Raw genomic sequence first — 15964 nt, forward strand, 5'->3', positions numbered from 1 at the left:
GGCCCGTGGGTGTCGTCCGGCAAGGGATGGCGGGTCGTCCACCGACCGCCGCCGAGAACGGGATCGCGACCGAGGACGACGTCCCGGTCGAGACCGACGACCGGGCCCCGGCGGACCCGGCCGACGAGTCGGAGCCCGGCTCCGCGGCGGCTTCCGGATTCCGCCGCGCCCTGGAGCGTTTCGGCCCCGCACTCGCCCTGTTCGGTGCGGTGAAACTCGCCGGATTCGCCGCTTTCATGTGGCTGCTGGAAACCAACGGCCACTACCTGACCAACGACCCGCGTTTCGGCGGCGGCGCCCACCCGTGGGACGTGCTCGGCAGCTGGGACGGCCTGTGGTACCAGAAGGTCGCGCAGCTCGGTTACGACCCGCAGCTGATTCCGGATCAGGGATTCTTCACCATCAAGCAGAATTCCGCGGCGTTCTTCCCGATGTACCCGGGGCTGATCCGGCTGGTGTCCAGCACCGGCCTCGGCCTGTACGGCTCGGGCATGCTGGTGTCGGTCGTCGCCTCGTTCGTCGCCGCGGCCGGCATCTTCGCCGTGGTGTCCCGGCTGTACGGCCACCGGGCGGGCGTGATCGCGGCGGGCCTGTGGGCGGCGTTCCCGGGCTCCGGCGTGGAGTGGGCGGTGTACTCGGAGTCGGTGTTCGTCGCGCTGGCCGCCTGGGCCTGCTACTTCGTCATCGACCGGAACTGGCTGAGCGCCGCCGTGGTGACCTTCATGGCGGGCCTGGCCCGGCCGAGTTCGGTCCCGCTGATCGCCGGCGTGGCGCTGGCCGCCGCGATCGCCCTGTGGAAACGCTCCGACGGCGTGGCGGGGCCGCTCACCGCGATCGTGCTGCCACCGATCGGCTGCCTCGGCTACCTGGGCTGGGTCGGCTACCGGATGGGCCACCTGGACGGCTACATCACCCTGCAGCGCGGCGGCTGGCTGCACTTCTTCGACTGGGGCCGCTACACCCTGCGGGCCGCCACCAACGTGCTGCGCGGCGAGAGCAACTACCTGTTCACGTACCCGACCGAGGACCTGATCGCGGTCCTGGTGCTGCTGGCCCTGCCGATCCTGCTGGTGTCGCTGCTGTCCAAGCGCCCGCCGCTGGTGCTGACGGTCTACACGGTGGGCACCCTGGTGATGGTGCTCGGCAGCCAGCAGATGTTCGGCACGCTGTCCCGCTTCGTGCTGCCGATCTTCCCGCTGCTGATCCCGCTCGCGGTGGCGCTGGCCCGGGTGCGGCTGCGCAACCTGGCCACCGTGCTCGGCGTCGCCGCGCTGTCCTCCGGCTGGTTCGCCGGCTACGTCATCTTCCAGCTCGGCATTCCGTAGACCGCTGCCGGGAGCACGACTGCCGCTCGCGCCCGACCGGTTCGGCGCGAGCGGCCCGCGGCGCCGCCGGGGTCCGCCGATCGGGCCCGCACCCGGGCCGGACGCGCCGTCGGCCCCGCCGGTCGGAGCGGGCCGCGTACGCCGGGTACCACCGCCCCACCGATCGGCCCTCCGAAGAACCCTTGCACCGACCGATCGTTCGGTTACCCTGAGCTGTGTCCCGCCCCGCCCCCGTGAGGAGCGCACCATGGCCGCTGCGACCCCCCTGCCGGTCGCCGAACTGATCGCCCGCCACCAGGACACCCTCGACCGCGCAGTCGCCGCGGCCGGGTCCCGCGACTACTGGTCGCCGTACCCGGAGTTCCCCAAGGCGTACGGCGAGAACGCCGCCGCCGACGGCAAGGCCGCCTTCGACGCCCTGCTGGGGCGGGAGTTCGCACTGCCGGGCCACCCGGACGGCGGCGAGCCGGTGACCGGGGAGGCCTCCCCGTACGGCATCGACATGGGCATCGCCTACCCGCACGCCGAGCCGGACGCGCTGCTGGCCGCGCTGGAGGCCGCCCGCCCCGCCTGGGCGAAGGCCGACCCGGCCGCCCGGGCCGCGGTCTGCCTGGAGATCCTGGCCCGGATCAACGCCCGCTCGCACGAGTTCGCGCAGGCGGTGATGCACACCACCGGCCAGGCCTACGGCATGGCCTTCCAGGCCGGCGGCCCGCACGCCCAGGACCGCGGCGTGGAGGCGGTGGCGTACGCGTACGCCGAGCAGACCCGGCTGCCGCGCTCCGCGCAGTGGACCAAGCCGCAGGGCAAGCGCGACCCGCTGGTGATGACCAAGGAGTTCACCGCGGTGCCGCGCGGCACCGCGCTGCTGATCGGCTGCAACACCTTCCCCACCTGGAACGGCTACCCGGGCCTGTTCGCCTCGCTGGCCACCGGCAACGGCGTCCTGGTCAAGCCGCACCCGCGGGCCGTGCTGCCGCTGGCGCTGACCGTGCGGATCGCCCGCGAGGTGCTCGCCGAGGCCGGCTTCGACTCGAACCTGATCTGCCTGGCCGCCGAGCGGGAGGGCTCCGCGATCGCCCAGGTGCTGGCGGTGCGCCCCGAGGTGAAGCTGATCGACTACACCGGCTCCACCGGCTTCGGCGACTGGCTGGAGGACAACGCCCGGCAGGCGCAGGTGTACACCGAGAAGGCCGGCGTGAACACCGTCGTGGTGGACTCCACCGACGACTACCGCGGCATGCTGAACAACCTGGCGTTCTCGCTCAGCCTGTACAGCGGCCAGATGTGCACCACCCCGCAGAACCTGCTGATCCCGCGCACCGGCATCCGCACCGAGGACGGCGAGCGCTCCTACGAGCAGGTGGTGACCGACCTGGCCGCCGCGATCGACGGCCTGCTCGGCGACGACGCCCGGGCCGCCGCCATCCTCGGCGCCGTGGTCAACCCCGGGGTGCTGCAGCGCAGCGCCGCCGCGGCCGGCGGTGAGCTGGGCGAACTCGCCCTCGCCCCGCGGGTGGTGGCCTCGCCGGAGTTCCCCGGCGCGACCATCCGCACGCCCGCCCTGGTGAAGGCCGACGCGGACAAGCCGGACGACCTGTCGCGCATCCTCGCCGAGTGCTTCGGCCCGATCGCGTTCGCCGTCGCGGTGGAGTCCACCGCCGCCGCCGTCGAACTGCTGCACCGCACCACGGTCGAGCACGGCGCGATGACCGCCGGCGCGTACACCACCGACCCCGAGGTCGAGACCGCCCTGATCGACGCCTGCCTGGACGCCGGCGTCTCGCTCTCGCTCAACCTCACCGGCGGCGTCTACGTCAACCAGACCGCGGCCTTCTCCGACCTGCACGGCACCGGCGCCAACCCGGCCGCCAACTCCGCGTACAGCGACGCCGCGTTCGTCGCCAACCGGTTCCGCACCGTCGAGATCCGCAAGTAGTCCGGACGGACAGCACAGCGGGCCCGGACGGTGTCCGGGCCCGCTGTTCCCTGTCCCAGGGGGGGAGAGGGCAGGGAGTCAACGGCGCTGCACACGGCCGGGGTTGAACACCCACGCCCGCAGCAGCACGAACCGCACCAGGGTCGCCGCGGCGTTCGCCGCCACCAGCACGCCCAGCTCCACACCGTGCCCGGCGCGCGGGGCGGCCGCGTGCAGCACCGCCACCGCCCCGCTGGTCAGCGCCAACCCGACCAGGAAGGCCAGACCGCCCTCCAGTTGGTGCCGGAGCGCGTCCCGACGGCCCGTCACCCCGAAGGTGAACCGCCGGTTCGCGGCGGTGTTGAACACCGCGGTGACGCCCAGCGCCAGCGCGTTGGCGGCCAGCGCCGGGACCAGCTGACGCAGCGCCAGGAACAGCAGCGCGTAGGCGAGGGTGCAGAGCGCCCCGATCACCGCGAAACTGACGGCCTGCCGGCCCAGCCCGAACGGCGCCCGGGACGGCCGCCGTCTGGCCGGCAGCTCGACGGCGCCCCGGCCGGCCAGCGTGCGCCGGGCGACCCGCGCCATGCCCTTCAGGTCGTCCAGCGCGGTGCGGACGATGTCCACCCGGCTGTCCGGGTCGTCCACCCAGTCGACCGGCACCTCGTGGACCCGCAGGCCGGACGCCTCGGCGAGCAGCAGCAGTTCGGTGTCGAAGAACCAGGCGTTGTCCTCGACCTGCTCCAGCAGCCGCTTGACCACCTCGGTGCGCCCGGCCTTGAACCCGCACTGGGCGTCGGAGAAGCCGGCGGCCATGGTGGCCCGCAGCAGGAAGTTGTAGGTGCGCGAGACGAACTCCCGCTTGGGGCCGCGCACCACCGCCGAACCCCGGTGCAGCCGGCTGCCGATGGCCAGGTCGCTGTGCCCGGACAGCAGCGGCGCGACCAGCGGCAGGAACGCCTCCAGACCGGTGGACAGGTCGACGTCCATGTAGGCGACCACGTCGGCCTCGCTGGCGCCCCACACCTGCCGCAGCGCCCGGCCGCGCCCCTTCAGGTCCAGGTGCACCGCCCGGACCTTCGGGATCCGCCCGGCCAGCGCGGTGGCGACCTCCCACGTGCCGTCCACCGAAGCGTTGTCGGCCACCGTGATCAGGTAGTCGTACGGGAAGGTCTCCGACAGGTAGGCGTGCAGTTCCTCGACGCACCGCTCCAACGAGTGCTGCTCGTTGTACACGGGTACCACGATCTCCACGAGCCGGGTCCCGACCCCGGCGTCGGCCGGGGCCCGGCCGTCGGCCGCCGGGGCCGCACGGAGCTCGGAACGCATCGCTGGCTGAGTCATGGGAAGGAGGTTCACAGCCCTGGATGGGGCCGCGATGATGGCAGTCTGAAAGCGCGCTGAGAACCCGGGAGCCGTGGGACACCGGTCCGTTGACCACCGGCCGACCAGGTATGACGACGGGAGAGACGGATGACCGAGACGGAGTTCACCGCGGACGTGGTGGTGGTCGGAGCCGGCCCGACCGGCCTGCTGCTGGCCGGCGACCTGGCCGCGGCCGGACTGCGGGTGACGGTGGTCGACAAGCGCGGCGAAGAGTCCAATCTGACCAGGGCGTTCGCCGTGCACGCCCGCACCCTGGAGCAGTTGGACGCCCGCGGCCTGGCCGACGAACTGATCGCCACCGGGCTGACGCTCCGCTCGCTGCAGGCCGTCAACCGGCTCCGGATCGACTTCTCCACGCTGCCCAGCCGGTTCCCGTTCGTCCTGGTCACCCCGCAGTCCCACACCGAGCGGGTGCTGCGCGAACGGGCCGTCAAGGCCGGCGCCGACCTGCGCCGCGGCGCCGAACTGACGGGCCTTCGGCAGGACGCGCAGGGCGTCGCGCTGACGGTCCGCACCGCCGAGGGCGAGCAGCGGCTGCGGTCCCGCTACGCGGTCGGCGCGGACGGCGTGCACTCGGCGGTGCGCGACCTGCTGGGCATCCCGTTCCCCGGCGAGTCGGTGGTGCGCTCGGTGATGCTGGCCGACGTCCGGCTGGAAAACCCGCCCGAGGAGCCGTTGACGGCCGGCGCCGACGAGCGCGGCTTCGCCTTCCTGGCCTCCTACGGGGACGGCTGGTACCGGGTGATCGGCTGGGACCGCGACCACCAAGTGCCCGACTCCGCCCCGGTGGTGGTCCCCGAACTCGCCGACCTGCTGCGCCAGGTGACGGGCCGTGACCTGGGCCTGGCCGAGGTCCGCTGGAGCTCGCGCTTCCACAGCGACGAGCGCCAGGCCACCAGCTACCGCTCCGGCCGGGTGTTCCTGGCCGGCGACGCCGCGCACTGCCACTCCCCGGCCGGCGGCCAGGGCATGAACACCGGCCTGCAGGACGCCGCCAACCTGAGCTGGAAGCTGGTCGCCGCCGTCCGCGGCTGGGCCCCCGACGCCCTGCTGGACACCTACCAGACCGAGCGCCACCCGGTCGGCCGGGCGGTGCTGCGCAGCTCCGGCGCCCTGGTGCGCCTCGCGCTCGGCCGGCACGCCTCCACCCGGGCGCTGCGCTCGGCGATCGGCGCGGCCGCCGGGCACCTCGGCCCGCTGGCCGAGCTGGGCGCCAAGCAGATCTCCGGCATCGGCTACAGCTACCCCGCCGAGAAGGGCGCCCACCCGCTGGCCGGCCGCCGGGTCCCGGACCTGCGGCTGGCGGTGGACGTGCCCGGCGGCCCGTCCCGGCTGCACGAGGCGCTGCGGGCCGGCAAGGCCGTGCTGATCAGCAACGACGAGCTGTCGGTGGCGGACTCCTGGGCGGACCGGGTGATCACCGCCGCCCCGGCCGACCCGCACGGCAAGCTGCGCGACACGGTGCTGCTGGTCCGCCCCGACGGCTACGCGGCCTGGGCCTGCGTCGACCCGACCCGGGGCGAGCTGCGGGCCGCGCTCAGCCACTGGCTGGGCCGCCCCTGATATTCACTGAATTCATCGACGGAAATTCTGTTCATTCACTGGAAGCCCCGACAGCTCCACAGTTGACTGTTCTTTAGTAAGCAATTGCTCAGGCATGGGTCAATTCCTGAGAGTCCTCTGAGAGATTTTGGCGAGCGTTTTCGAAGACCGGAACGCCCCCAGACTTCCGGAGGACCCCCCGTGCGACCCCGCTCGCTCGCTCTTGCCGCGGCCCTGGCCGTCCTGCCCCTCACCGCCGTCTCGTTGGGCGTCGGCACCGCCCAGGCGGCGCCGACGCCGAACGCCAGTGCCCGGGTGGCGCTGCCGCAGACCGTCACGCCGGCGGTGGCCCGCTCCCACAAGCAGGGAGACGTTCCGGCCGACCGCCGGATATCCGTGGCGGTCAGCCTGAAGCTGCGCAACACCGCGGAACTGGACCGTTTCCTTTCGGCGGTCGGCACTCCCGGCACCGCGGAATTCGGGCACTATCTGACGCCCGCGCAGTTCACCGAGCGTTTCGGCCCGACCCAGGCCGACGTGGACCAGGTGCGCGCGTTCCTGACCGCGCAGGGCCTGAAGGTCGACTCGGTGAGCGCCAACCGCCAGGTGGTGAACGCCACCGGCTCGACCTCCGCGGTCGCCGCCGCGTTCGGCACCCACGAGTCGACCTACAGCGACCCGCAGCAGGGCGACCGGAGCTTCTTCGCCAACGACGCCGCCGCCTCGGTACCGGCCGCGCTGGCCGGCGTGGTCGAGGGCGTCAGCGGCCTCAACGACCACACCGTGCGCACCACCCGGATCGCCAAGCCCGAGGCGTCCGCCCCGCACGCCGCCCCGAGCGGCTTCGGCCCGGCCGGCTACGACGGCGCCTACCGCCTCAACCAGTTGGGCGCGGACGGCACCGGCAGCACCGTGGCGCTCTGGGAGTTCGACGGCTACAAGTCCACCAACCTGACCACCTACGACAGCCAGTTCGGTCTGTCCGGTCCGGCGGTCAGCACCGTCTCGGTGGACGGCGCGAACTACGACGCGAAGCCGGGCGACGGCCAGGGCGAGGTCGAGCTGGACTCGGAGATCGTGCGCGGCGTCGCCCCCAAGGCCACCCAGCTGGTCTACGAGGCGCCCAACACCGACCAGGGCGAGATCGACATGGCCGCCAAGATCGTCGCGGACAACCGGGTCTCGGTCATCTCCATCTCCTGGGGCTCCTGCGAGCCGGACACCACCGCCGCCTCGATGACCGCGGTGAACAACTCCTTCAAGCAGGCCGCCGCCCAGGGCATCTCGATCTTCTCGGCGTCCGGCGACGACGGCTCCCGGGACTGCACCCGCTCCACCTCGGGCTCCACCGTGAAGGCCGTGGACTTCCCCGCCTCCAGCCCGTACAACACCGGCGTCGGCGGCACCAACCTGAAGGTCTCCGGCACCACTTACAGCTCGGAGAGCGCCTGGAGCACCGCCGGCGGCGGCGTCTCCACCCAGTTCGCCAAGCCCGCCTGGCAGACCGGCACCAACGTCACCGGCACCATGCGCACCGTGCCCGACATCTCGTCCAACGCCGACCCGGCCAGCGGCTTCGCGATCTACACCCAGGGCAGCACCGCCGCCGGCTGGCAGGTCTACGGCGGCACCTCTGCGGCCGCCCCGCTGTGGTCCGGCTTCGCCGCGCTGTACAACCAGAAGGCCAAGGCCGCGTCCAAGCCCGTCCTGGGCGAGGTCAACCCGAAGCTGTACACGGTCGCCAACAGCAGCTCCTACGCCACCTCGCTGCACGACGTGACCAGCGGCTCGAACCAGGACTTCGCCGCCAGGACCGGCTACGACCAGGTCACCGGCTGGGGCACCCCGATCGCCGACGGCCTGGCGAGCGCCCTGCTCGGCACCGGCGGCACCACCCCGCCGCCCACCGGCGGCTGCACCGCCGGCCAGCTGCTCGGCAACCCCGGCTTCGAGACCGGCACCGCCGCTCCCTGGACCACCAGCACCGGCGTGGTCGACAACTCCGCCTCCGAGGCCGCCCACAGCGGCTCCTGGAAGGCCTGGATGAACGGCTACGGCTCGGCCCACACCGACACCGTCTCCCAGTCGGTGGCCATCCCGGCCGGCTGCAAGGCGACGCTCGGCTTCTGGCTGCACGTCGACACCGCGGAGACCAGCACCACCACCGCCTACGACAAGCTCACCCTGTCGGTGAACGGCGCCTCGGTGGCGACGTACTCCAACCTCGACAAGAGCACCGGGTACGTCCAGAAGACCGTCGACCTGTCCGCGTACGCCGGACAGACCGTCACCGTGAAGTTCACCGGCGTCGAGGACGCCTCGCTGCAGACCAGCTTCGTCATCGACGACACCGCGCTCACCGTCTCCTGACGGCCGCTCAGCACGGGTGCCGGGAGGGCCTTCACGGGTCCTCCCGGCACCTATGTGTCAGGAGTGTTTCCGGCGCGATCCGTCTGCGAAATACTTGTCGTGACCACTGTCATATGTCCTGATTGATGACGTAGCCTCTCAACCCTGCATAGGGTTCCCACACACTCGGCGGCGCACCTCCGACGCACCGCGGAGCCGGGGCGAACCCGCCGAACCCGCCGGGTGGGGAAGGTGTCGCATGGGCTCACAGCAACCACAGCACGCCGGCCGGCTCCGCCTGGTCGGCCAGCGCGAACACGGCGGTGACCGGCCCCCGGCCGGACCCGCCGCGCCGGCCGGCCCGCAGGCCGCCGTCCGCAGCACCACCGCACCCGTAACCGCACAGTCCGCCGCCACCGCACCCGCCGCCCCCACGACTCCCGTCCCCGCCACCCCCGCTGTGCCCGCCACGCCCGCCGCCGCGCAGGGCGGCTTCGCCGAGGTCCTCAACGCCGCCATCGAGCACAGCGGCCTCAGCCTCGACCGGATCCGCGCCGCGCTCGCCAAACAGGGCGTCAGGGTCAGCGTCACCACGCTCAGTTACTGGCGACGCGGCCGCAGCCAGCCCGAACGGGCCACCTCGCTGCGCGCCGTCCACCTGCTGGAGGAGCTCCTCGGCCTGCGCCACACCGCGCTCACCGCACTGCTCGGACCGCCCCGCCCGCGCGGCCGCTGGGTCACCCAGGGCCCGGCCCCCGACGGCCTGCGGGTCGAACAGATCTGGCCCGGCGAGACCGAGCTCGGCGAGGTGTTCGCCGAACTCGACGCCCCGCCGGCCGGCCAGCTGGAGCGGCAGTCCATCCACGACGCCTACTACGTCGACGCCTCCCGCCGCGGCAACGTGCTGAGGATGCGTCAGGTGGTGCGCGCCACCGTGGACGGCGTCACCCGGCACGTCGTGGTCCACAAGTCCGACGAGGGCGTCGAGACCTGTCCCGAGATCACCTCCGTCCGGCACGCCCGCCTCGGCCGGATCCGGCGCCGCCCGCTCAGCGGACTGCTGGTCGCCGAGCTCCTGCTCGACCGGCCGCTCGCCCTCGGCGACTCCACCGTGCTCGAGTACGAGGTGCACCTCCCCGACTCCGGCCCCACCACCAGCTACGGGCGGTTCTTCCCGGCCCCCGTGCGGGAGTACGTCCTGCAGGTCCACTTCGACCCCTCCGCCGTCCCCGTCCAGTGCGAACGCTTCGACCGCGCGCCCGGCAGCGACACCGACCGCCACCGCGAACCCCTCTGGATCGGCGCCTCCGCGAGCGCCCACGTCCTCACCGCCGACCAGCAGCCCGGCCAGGTGGGCATCCGCTGGCAGTGGGAGTGACGCCGAACCCGGCCTGATTGCCCGTCAGCCCTGCCGCACCGGCGCCCGCCGGGACCGGCACCACGCCGACCACCACCCCGCCGTTCACCCGTTTCGCCCAGTCCGACCGCCCATCAGCTGGTCCTTGCTGCTACCTCCGTGAAAGGTGAGTCCCACTCACCGAGGAAAGGCAGGTCCCCCGTGCTGATGGAGTTCAGCGAGGTCGAACCGGACGAGTCCTGTGCCTGCGGCGGCTGCACCGCCCGCGTCCGGGCGCGGCAGCTCGCCGTCCGGTCGGGCCGCGGCGCCACGATCCAGGCCCGTGGCGCGCGGCGGGCGGCGGTGCTGCTCGCCGCCGTCGGCAGTGTGCTGGGCGGCGGGGCGGTCTCGTCGGCGGTCGCGGCCGCGCCGCGCACCGACAGCAGCCCGCAGACCGCGAACTCGCCGCAGGGCCAGGTCGCCGGCCCGTTCGGCGAGCCCCCGACGTCCCGCCGGGCGGTGGCCGCGCCGCCGGCCACCACCCGGGCGGAGATCATGCGGCGGGCCCAGGCCTGGGTGGACCAGAAGGTGCCGTACAGCATGACCAAGTACTGGTCGGACGGCTACCGCCAGGACTGCTCCGGGTTCATCTCGATGGCCTGGAACCTGGGCAGCAGTCAGACCACCTGGACGCTGCCGGACTTCGCCGACCGGATCGCCAAGGACGACCTCCAGCCGGGCGACGTGCTGATCTACAACAACGCGAACGACCCGCAGGGCGGCTCGCACGCCGTGCTGTTCGGCGGCTGGGTGGACGCGGCGCACACCAAGTACACGGCGCTGGAGCAGACCCGCCCGGGCACCACTGAACGCAGCACCCCGTACGCCTACTGGAGCAACTCGAACGGCTACCTTCCGTACCGGTACCGGGGGTTGAGCCTGCCGATGCCGGCGCCGGACGGGGCCGACGCGTTCCCGGGGGCGGACAAGTTCGGGCCCGGGAAGGTCAACGACTACGTGACCCGGCTGGGCCGGATGCTGGTGGAACGCGGCGGCGGGCGGTTCTACCGGGAGGGACCGAGCCCGGACTGGGGCGACGCCGACCGCAGGGCCACTGAGGCGTTCCAGCTGGCGCAGGGCTGGCGCGGCGCGGAGGCCGACGGCTACCCGGGCAAGGACACCTGGGACTTCCTGGTCCACCACAAGGGCAAGGACATCCCGCCCGCCGTGATCGCCCCGTCGCCGCCGCCCGCCCCGGGCCGACCGCCGTTCCCCGGCACGGACAAGTTCGGGCCGGGCAAGGTCAACGATCACATAGCGCAGCTGGGCCGGCAGCTGGTGAAGAAGGGCTTCGGCAGCTCCTACCGGCAGGGCCCGGACCCGGCCTGGGGCGAGGCCGACCGCCGCAACGTCGAGGCGTTCCAGCGCGCCCAGGGCTGGACCGGCTCCGAGGCGGACGGCTACCCGGGCCCGCACACCTGGAAGCTGCTGTTCTCCTGACGGACGCTCAACCCTGCGGGGGCGCGCCGGCGGCGTGCTCCCGCACCCAGGCGTGCATGGCGATCGCCGCGGCCGCCCCGGCGTTGATCGAACGCGTCGAGCCGAACTGGGCGATCGAGCAGACCGCCGTCGAGTGCTCCCACGCCTCGGCCGTCAGCCCGGGGCCCTCCTGCCCGAACAGCAGCACGCAGCGCTCGGGCAGCGGATAGGTCTCCAGCGGCACCGCGCCGGGCAGGTTGTCGATGCCGATGATCGGCAGCCCCCGCTCGGCGGCGTGGGCGGCCAGCGAGGCCACCGAGTCGTGGTGCCGGACGTGCTGGTAGCGGTCGGTGACCATGGCCCCGCGCCGGTTCCAGCGCCGCCGGCCGACGATGTGCACCTCCCCCGCCAGGAAGGCGTTGGCGGTGCGCACCACGGAGCCGATGTTGAAGTCGTGCTGCCAGTTCTCGACGGCGACGTGGAAGCCGTGCCGCCGGGTGTCCAGGTCGGCGACGATCTCCTCGTGCCGCCAGTACCGGTACTGGTCGACGACGTTGCGGCGGTCGCCGGCGGCGAGCAGCTCGGGGTCGAGGCGGGGATCGTCGGGCCACGGCTCGGGGTGCGGTCCGACGCCGATCTCCCGGTCGTCGGGGAGCCCCGTGAAATGGCCGTCGTCGTACTGCTCGCCCAGCTGGGGCACCGAGGTGTCGCTCACGCCCTCGAGGGTACGGGCTCGCCGCGGGCCGGCTGCGGGCGCGTCCGCACCGACTTCTCCAGCTCGGTGAGCGCCTGCATGACCAGCCGCGCCCCGGCCCGGGTGACGTCGATCCCCTCGTCGCGGGGGAGCGAGGCCAGCAGGTAGTCCCAGGTCCGGTGGGCCTCGCGCAGCTCGGAGAAGTCGACGTCCTGGCCGAGCAGGATCGCCGCGGCGGCGATCGCGGTGGCGTCCCGCAGCTCCTCGCCGAACGCGCCGGCGCCGGGCAGCGGCGGGGCGTCCGCGGCGGGCAGGTGGGCCTCCAGCAGGACGATCGAGCGGTCCAGCATGCCGACCGCCGAGCGGGCCCGGTCGAACTGCTTGCGGCTCAGCTCCGGCACCTTCGCGAAGTGGTGCACGGGCTCCAGCTCGGCCCGGTCCAGCGCGGCCAGCATCTCGCTGCGGGTCTCCCGGACGTCCAGCAGCGCGGGCCGGACGTCCTTCTCGGCGTGCCCGCCCGCCGGATCGCCGTACCCGGTGAACACCGCGGCCGCGTACCGCCCGGCGGCGGCCAGCCACTCGGCGAGCCGCTCCGGCAGCCGGGCGGTCTGCCAGGTCGGGAACAGCGCGTACGCGCCGAGCGCGACCGCGCCGCCGAGCAGCGTCATCGCCACCCGGTCGAACGCCAGCCGCACCGGCTCGCCGGGCTGCAGGCCGAGCAGGAACACCACGTACGAGGAGATCGCGGCCGTCAGCAGCGCGTATCCGGTGCTCAGCATCATGTAGGACAGGCCCATCGAGAACACGGCGAGCGCGGCCAGCACCCAGTCGCCGGGCTGGAACACCTGCACGATGGTGGTGGACACCAGCACGCCGGCGACGGTGCCGGCGACCCGGGCGACGCCGCGGCTGAAGGTCTGCGCGAAGTCGGGGCGCATCACCATGGCGGAGGCCATCGGCGCCCAGTAGCCGTGCTCGATGCCCAGCAGCTGGGCCGCCAGGTAGGCGGAGGTCACCACGCCGGACATCCGCACCGCGTGCTGGAAGATCGCCGAATGCTTGTGCAGCTGCCGGCCGACGGTGGCCACCGCCGCGGGGGCCACCTTGACCAGCGAAGGGCGGTGCAGACCGGCGCCGCGGCCGGCGGTGGGGACGGCCCCGCGGTCCTGCCGGTCGAGCCGGTCGGCGGCCCGGCCGAGCAGACCGGACAGCTGGCGCGCGGAGCGGCGGGCGCCGCCGCGCAGCAGGTCCTCGCCGGTGCCGGGGCGGGCCAGCGCCAGGCCGGGGGTGTCCCTGGGCAGCTGCACCGGGTCGCCGGTGCGGATCGCCCGGGCCAGCGCGTCCAGCACGTCGGCGGCGGCGGCCAGCACCTCGCGGGCCCGGTCCCGCTCCGGGCCCTCCTCGGCAGCCCCCACCCGCGGATCGGCGAGCGCGGCCAGCGTGGGCCGGACGCGCTCCGCGATGGTCCGCAGGCCGCGCAGCTCCGGCGGGCGGCGGCGGGCCTGCCGGGCGGTCAGCCGGGCCGCCTGGCGGGCGACGATGAACGGCTCCGGGTCGACGTGCGCCACCGGGTCGTGCCGCAGGCTGCGGGCGTAGTCGCCGAGCCCGGCGTAGATGTCGGCGAGGGCGTCGCGCTGCGCCCGCCAGCTGTCGATCGGCCACAGCGTCACCACCAGGGCCTGCACGCCGCCGCCGACCGAGCAGAGCACGGCGTGGCCGAGCGCCGCGGACACCGACACCGGCAGCTGCACCACCACCATCATCACGGACAGCGTGTTGGCGGCGACCACACCGGCGGTCGGGCTGACCGCCCAGGCCATGCCCGCGCCGAACGCCCACAGTGCCAGCAGCACCGGGAACGCGCCGGTGATGCCGACCGCGACGTAGCCGAGGAAGGTCGACGCGCCCAGTCCGGCGCCCGCCACCAGCGCCAGCGAGGCGCGCGGCCGGAACGAGCGCTGGAAGGTCGCGACACCGGCGATGAACGCGCCCATCGCGGCGGACGCGGCGTGCGAGGGCCCGTAGATCGCCATGGTCGGGAAGATCACCAGCGCGGCGGCGACCGCGGCGCGCAGCGACCGGCGCGGATTGGTGAGCGAGAAGTCCACGGTCAGCCCGGCCTTCGCGGTCTCACGCAGGGCCTTGAACCAGGACATAGCGGGAGCTTAGCGACTTTTCCGCCACCGGACCGTCAGCACTCGCTCCACTGCCGACAGCGCCGCGGCAGGCCGGAACACCGCGCCCGCGGCGAGCATCGCCGACGAGTGGAACGGCAGCCCCGGCGCCACCGCGACCGCCAGGTGCTCGGCGCCCATCAGCACGTTCTTCGGCCGCCGGCCCGCCGGCGCGAACGGGAAGCCCACTTGGGCGACCACCACGCCCCAGGTCAGCAGGAAGGTCCTGCCGACGGGCGCCCTGGACCCTGTACCGACCGGCCGCGGCGTCCACCAGCACCACCTGCGCGGCGATCACCAGCATCGCGCAGTTGTGCAGGACCGCCGCCGGCGCGCCGGCCACCGCCCGCGGCTCGCTCCGGGCCGCCGGCCGTCAGCCCCGCCCCGCCCCGGCGAACGCCGGGACCGCCCGGGCGGGCTTGGACCGGACGCGCGCGGCGGTCATCCCGCCGCACCGCACGCGCGTTCGAACAGGGGCGAGAGGGGCCGCTGTTACAGGACGAAGGCGTCCTGGCCGCCGCTGCTCACCATCGGGCGGCCGGCGGCGTCCCAGGCGAACATGCCGCCGTCCACGTTCACCGCATCGCGGCCGCCGGCGACCAGGTACTGCACCACCTGCGCGGAGCGGCCGCCGACCCGGCACAGCACGTACAGCCGGCCCTCGGGCAGCTCGTCGAGGCGGGCCACCACCTGGCCGATCGGGATGTGCAGCGCACCGTCCACGTGGCCGGCGTCCCACTCGTCCTGCTCGCGGACGTCGAGCAGAACGGCGTCGGCGGGCACCGAGGCGGCGTCGGTGGTGGGCAGCTGAGCGAACATCGGGGCGTTCTCCTGGGATCGGTACGGGTCGTTCGAGCCATTGTCCGGCAGCAGGGCGACCAGCTTGGCCTGCCGGTCGGCGGCGGTGGCCAGCAGCTGGTCCGCGAGGTCCTCCAGCAGGCGCTCCGGCTCGTCCGGGCGCAGCAGCAGCAGTTCGCCCATCGGGGTGCGCTCCAGCCGGACCTGCTCGGTGGCCAGCGCGGTGATCCGGCCGGTCAGCCACTCCAGGCGCTGGCGCAGCCAGGCCAACCGGTCGGGGGAGCCGACGGCGGGCGCGGACTCCGGGTCGGCGGACCACTCCTCGGCGAGCCGCTCCAGCCCCTCGGTGTCGGCCAACGCGTACGCCTCGTTGACCCGGGCGATGAACGCCGAACGGCGCTGCTGCTCGGCCGGGTCGGTGGACAGGTCGGGGTGGGCCCGGCGGGCCAGTTCGCGGTAGACCCGCTGGGCGTCCTTGTCGGGCCGCACCCGGCGGGCCTCCGGCTCGCCCTCGCGCGGGCCGCGCTGCTCGGCGGGCTCGACCCGCTCCCGGGCCTCGCGGGCCCGCCGCAGGTCCTCCGGGTCGCCGCTGAGCGCCGCCACCGCCTCGGCGATCAGCGCGTCCAGCTCGTCCAGCTCGGCGTACAGCGGGCCGAGCAGCTGGTGGTGGGCGAGCGCGAAGTTGTCGATCTCCACCCGCAGGGTGGCCACGTCGACGTCCAGGGTCAGCCAGGCCAGCTCGGCCGCCGCGACCCGCTCCTCCAGCTCCTGCCGCTCCGGATCCGCCCACACCTCGACGCTCGGTACGCTCACCCGGGCCACCCTACCGGGACCCTCACACCGCCCTGACGGGTGACGGTGGAGCACGCCGGGGGCGCGCCGTCAACGACACGCAACTGATACGGACGAATCTGCCGGATTAACTACCTCCCATTGGCATCTCCGTGCTTCATTGGAGGACGC

Annotated in this window: 11 protein-coding genes; 6 read left to right on the forward strand and 5 right to left on the reverse strand. The window is 73.7% G+C overall.

Annotated elements, in window-relative coordinates; all coding sequences use genetic code 11:
• Positions 1–26: 26 nt before the first annotated feature.
• Positions 27–1325 carry a glycosyltransferase family 39 protein gene (locus CG736_RS31620; RefSeq protein WP_198520677.1) on the forward strand — a complete coding sequence of 433 codons (1299 nt, stop codon included), beginning with the start codon at positions 27–29 and terminating at the stop codon, positions 1323–1325.
• 247 nt (positions 1326–1572) lie between these two features.
• Positions 1573–3264 carry a phenylacetic acid degradation protein PaaN gene (paaN, locus tag CG736_RS31625; RefSeq protein WP_100589576.1) on the forward strand — a complete coding sequence of 564 codons (1692 nt, stop codon included), beginning with the start codon at positions 1573–1575 and terminating at the stop codon, positions 3262–3264.
• Positions 3265–3342: 78 nt separating this feature from the next.
• Here paaN and CG736_RS31630 read toward each other — a convergent pair whose 3' ends face one another.
• Positions 3343–4587, reverse strand: a complete 1245-nt coding sequence (locus tag CG736_RS31630) for a glycosyltransferase (protein WP_232734309.1) — start codon at positions 4585–4587, stop codon at positions 3343–3345.
• A 129-nt stretch (positions 4588–4716) separates the two neighbouring features.
• Here CG736_RS31630 and CG736_RS31635 point away from each other — a divergent pair, with 129 nt between their 5' ends.
• From CG736_RS31635 to CG736_RS31650, 4 genes are all read left to right on the forward strand, one after another.
• Complete coding sequence (locus CG736_RS31635) at positions 4717–6192, forward strand: FAD-dependent monooxygenase (protein ID WP_100589578.1); 1476 nt, start codon at positions 4717–4719, stop codon at positions 6190–6192.
• Positions 6193–6372: 180 nt separating this feature from the next.
• On the forward strand, positions 6373–8541 hold the full coding sequence (locus CG736_RS31640) for a protease pro-enzyme activation domain-containing protein (protein WP_100589579.1): 2169 nt from the start codon (positions 6373–6375) through the stop codon (positions 8539–8541).
• A gap of 238 nt (positions 8542–8779) precedes the next feature.
• The gene (locus tag CG736_RS31645; RefSeq protein ID WP_100589580.1) at positions 8780–9898 is read left to right on the forward strand and encodes a hypothetical protein; all 1119 of its coding nucleotides are present in this window, start codon (positions 8780–8782) and stop codon (positions 9896–9898) included.
• A gap of 186 nt (positions 9899–10084) precedes the next feature.
• Positions 10085–11356, forward strand: a complete 1272-nt coding sequence (locus CG736_RS31650; protein WP_232734310.1) for a peptidoglycan-binding protein — start codon at positions 10085–10087, stop codon at positions 11354–11356.
• 7 nt (positions 11357–11363) lie between these two features.
• On the opposite strand, the gene CG736_RS31655 is transcribed toward CG736_RS31650, so the two are convergent.
• The 4 genes from CG736_RS31655 to CG736_RS31670 form a co-directional block, all read right to left on the reverse strand.
• Positions 11364–12050: a TrmH family RNA methyltransferase gene (locus tag CG736_RS31655; RefSeq protein ID WP_369880782.1), complete on the reverse strand. Its 687-nt coding sequence runs from the start codon at positions 12048–12050 to the stop codon at positions 11364–11366.
• Positions 12047–14185, reverse strand: coding sequence for an FUSC family protein (locus CG736_RS31660; protein ID WP_100589582.1), 2139 nt, complete (start codon positions 14183–14185; stop codon positions 12047–12049). The genes CG736_RS31655 and CG736_RS31660 overlap by 4 nt, the downstream gene beginning before the upstream one ends.
• 9 nt (positions 14186–14194) lie before the next feature.
• Positions 14195–14404: a hypothetical protein gene (locus CG736_RS31665; protein ID WP_157815816.1), complete on the reverse strand. Its 210-nt coding sequence runs from the start codon at positions 14402–14404 to the stop codon at positions 14195–14197.
• A 291-nt stretch (positions 14405–14695) separates the two neighbouring features.
• Positions 14696–15814: a rhodanese-like domain-containing protein gene (locus tag CG736_RS31670; protein WP_100589584.1), complete on the reverse strand. Its 1119-nt coding sequence runs from the start codon at positions 15812–15814 to the stop codon at positions 14696–14698.
• Between the last annotated feature and the right edge of the window lie 150 nt (positions 15815–15964).

The sequence above is a fragment of the Kitasatospora sp. CB02891 genome (assembly GCF_002803145.1).
Taxonomy (GTDB): domain Bacteria; phylum Actinomycetota; class Actinomycetes; order Streptomycetales; family Streptomycetaceae; genus Kitasatospora; species Kitasatospora griseola.